The organism is Methylobacterium sp. WL6 (genome assembly GCF_008040095.1).
In the GTDB taxonomy this organism is placed as follows: Bacteria; Pseudomonadota; Alphaproteobacteria; order Rhizobiales; family Beijerinckiaceae; genus Methylobacterium.
The window spans coordinates 1-2,898 of sequence record NZ_VRVH01000431.1 but is presented as its reverse complement, the minus strand read 5'-3'; the positions used below and the strand labels follow the sequence as shown (position 1 = coordinate 2,898).

Here is a 2,898-nt window from a genome sequence, read left to right as displayed (position 1 = left end):
GCCCCCGGGGCCGCTCTGGCGCCTCGACCGCGCGACGCGCCTCGACGCGACCCTGCGCAACGCCGGCGCGCTCGGCAGCCTCGACCTGCCGGCGATGCTGGCCGGCGGCAACCTGTTCGCGGTGATCGCGCCGGACGGCAGCGTGGAGATGATCGCGGCGCAGGAGGCCGTGCTCGTCGGGCCCGAAACGTTCCGTCTCGGCCGGTTGCTGCGCGGGCTCGCCGGCAGCGAGGCGGCGGCCTCGCGCCCGGCCCCGGCCGGAAGCCTGATCGTGCGCCTCGACGACGGCGCGGTGATTCCCCTCGTCGACCGGCTCGACGAGGCCGGGCGCCGGTTCCGCTACCGGATCGGCCCGGCCTCGCGCGATCCCGGCGACCCGTGCTTCGTCGAGATCTTCGCCGCCGCCGGCCTCGCGGCGCTGGCGCCGTCGAGCCCGGTCCACCTCCGCGCCCGGCGCGAGCCCGGCGGCGTGCGCCTGTCGTGGATCCGCCGGGCGCGCCGCGACGCCGACAGCTGGGACGTCGCGGACATTCCCCTCGACGAGGCGGTGGAGGCCTACGCCGTCACCGTCTTCGCCGCCGACGGCCACGGGCTGCGCAGCCTCGCCGCCGCCGGGCCGAGCCTGCTCTACGCCGACGAGGCCGCGGATTTCGGCGGCCCGCAGGCGGTGCTCGACATCGCCGTCGCGCAGGTCGGGGCGGTGTTCGGGCCGGGCCCGGCCACCCGCGCGCGCGTGGCCGTGCGCCGGGGCTGACACCTCGATCCCTCGACGGAGCCCGCCGATGCCGGACACCACGCAGAACCTCGCGCTGCCGCTGATCGCGGCCAACCAGGCGCAGAAGCACGTCACCCACAACGAGGCCCTGGTGCAGCTCGACGCGCTGGTGCAGCTCGCCTGCCTCGACAAGGACCTCGCCGCGCCGCCGGCCGCCCCGGCCGAGGGCGACCGCTACCTTGTCGTCGCGGCCGCGCCCACCGGGGCCTGGGCCGGGCTGTCGGGCCAGGTCGCCTGCTTCCGGGACGGGGTCTGGGTCGGGCTCGCGCCCCGACCGGGCTGGCTCGCCTTCGTGGCCGACGAGGGCGACCTCTACATCTTCACCGGCAGCGCCTGGACGAGCTTCCGCGCCACCCTGGCGAGCCTCCAGAACCTCGCCCGCCTCGGGATCGGCACCGCGGCCGACGCCGTGAACCGGCTGGCTGTGAAGTCCGAGGCCGCTCTGCTCTCCTGGGACGACGCAACGCCGGGCTCGGGCAGCGTGCGGCTCACCGTCAACAAGCAGGCGGCGGCGCGCGATGCCGGCCTGGCGTTCCAGACCGGGTTCTCGACGCGGGCGCTGCTCGGCACCTTCGGCGCCGACGACGTGGCCCTGAAGGTGAGCCCGGACGGCGCGAGCTTCTCGACCGCGCTCTCGGTCTCGGCGGCGACCGGCCGGCTCGCCCTCGGGCGGATCGCCGGGCCGGTGGAGATCGGCACCCATGCCGGCGCGCTTCCCGACGCGCCGCCCCAGACGGTGCTGCGGGTCTCCGGCGCCGACGGGACGCCGCCGCGGCCCGGAAGGCGAGGTGTCCCGCGGCGTTGGCGCCGCGGGTGCAGGTCGCCTTCCTGGCCTCGGAGGCGTGGTCGGACGCGTCGCAGCCGACGCGGATCAGCCTGCGCACCACGCCGGCCGGCACCACGGCCACGGCCGAGGCGTTCGCCGTCGAGGCCAGCGGGGCGGTGCGCCTCGCGCCGCTGGCCGCCGACCCGACGACGGGGCTCGCGCAAGGGCAGCTCTACGCCGACAGCACCGCGACCGCGCTCAAGTGGTACACCGGCACGGGCTGGGCGCGGATCAGCAATTTCGCCAAGGCGGCGGCGACCACGAGCTTCGACAACTACGTCCCGGCCGGCGCCTGGACGAAGGTGCAGTTCAATATCGCCGACAGCAACGACCAGGGCGCGTTCGCGGCCGCGACGAACCGCTTCACCGCCCCCGAGGCCGGCCTCTATCGGGTCTCGGCCATGCTCACCTACAAGCGCAACAACGCGAGCGCGCCGACGGCCTTCGAGGTCCAGCTCTACCGGAACGGCGCCCCCGCCGGTCGCGGCCGCGCCGCCGCGACCGGTGCGCTGGTGGACGGGGTCACCGCCCTGTCGCTCGCCACGACCCTGAAGCTCGCGGCCGGCGACGGCGTCGAGGTCTGGGTGCGGTTCACGGGGGGCGACGGCTACGTGGCCGCGGCCGACGCGTCCTTCGGCGCGCAGCAGCTGGGCTGAGGCCGGGCGCCCGCCGCACCGTCCGCCGTTCCCCGCCCCGGAGATCCCCATGAATCTCACCCCCATCGGCGAGGCGTGCCTCATCGCGCGCGAGGGACGGCGGCTGACGGCCTACCGCGATTCCGTCGGCGTCTGGACCATCGGCGTCGGCCACACCTCCGCGGCGGGGCGCCCCCGCGTCGTCCCCGGCCTCGCGATCACCGCGGCCGAGTGCGACGCGATCTTCGCGCGCGACGTCGCGACCTACGTCGCCGCGGTCCGCGACGGCCTGACGGCGGCGGTCGGGCCGCACGCCTTCGATGCCCTCGTCTCGCTCTGCTACAACATCGGCCCGGCGGCCTTCGCCGGCTCGACCGTCCTGAGACGGATCAACGCCGGCGACGCGGCCGGTGCCGCCGACGCGCTGCTGCTGTGGCGCAAGCCCGCGGCGATCCTGCCCCGCCGCCGCGCCGAGGCCGAGCAGCTCGTCACCGCCGACGCCGTCGCCCTGCCGCGCCCGACCGTGAACGCCGCGCGGCTCCGGATCGCGGCCCCCGTCGCCGCGGTCACGGACCCGGGCGTCGCGACCCCGGTCCTGGTGCCGACCGTGCCGCGGGGCCGGGTCGGCTCGCGCGGCTGCGGCACCGAATCGAGGCCTGGCT

General features: G+C 76.7%; 3 protein-coding genes and 2 pseudogenes. 4 read left to right on the top strand and 1 reads right to left on the bottom strand.

Going from position 1 to position 2,898, the window contains the following annotated elements:
* Window positions 1-754, top strand: a pseudogene (locus FV230_RS30070) (hypothetical protein); the annotation flags it as partial.
* A gap of 28 nt (window positions 755-782) precedes the next feature.
* Window positions 783-1,052: pseudogene (locus FV230_RS31055) on the top strand (DUF2793 domain-containing protein); the annotation flags it as partial.
* Between the two features lie 35 nt (window positions 1,053-1,087).
* Here the strand turns inward: FV230_RS31055 and FV230_RS31050 are convergent.
* Window positions 1,088-1,474 (bottom strand): hypothetical protein, encoded by a 387-nt coding sequence (locus FV230_RS31050; RefSeq protein WP_246695022.1) that lies wholly within the window; start codon window positions 1,472-1,474, stop codon window positions 1,088-1,090.
* Between the two features lie 102 nt (window positions 1,475-1,576).
* Between FV230_RS31050 and FV230_RS31045 the strand changes: the two genes are divergently transcribed.
* Window positions 1,577-2,257 carry a hypothetical protein gene (locus tag FV230_RS31045; protein WP_187275641.1) on the top strand — a complete coding sequence of 227 codons (681 nt, stop codon included), beginning with the start codon at window positions 1,577-1,579 and terminating at the stop codon, window positions 2,255-2,257.
* Between the two features lie 49 nt (window positions 2,258-2,306).
* Window positions 2,307-2,898 (top strand): lysozyme (locus tag FV230_RS26735; protein ID WP_147844534.1); only part of this gene is annotated, 592 nt, incomplete at its 3' end.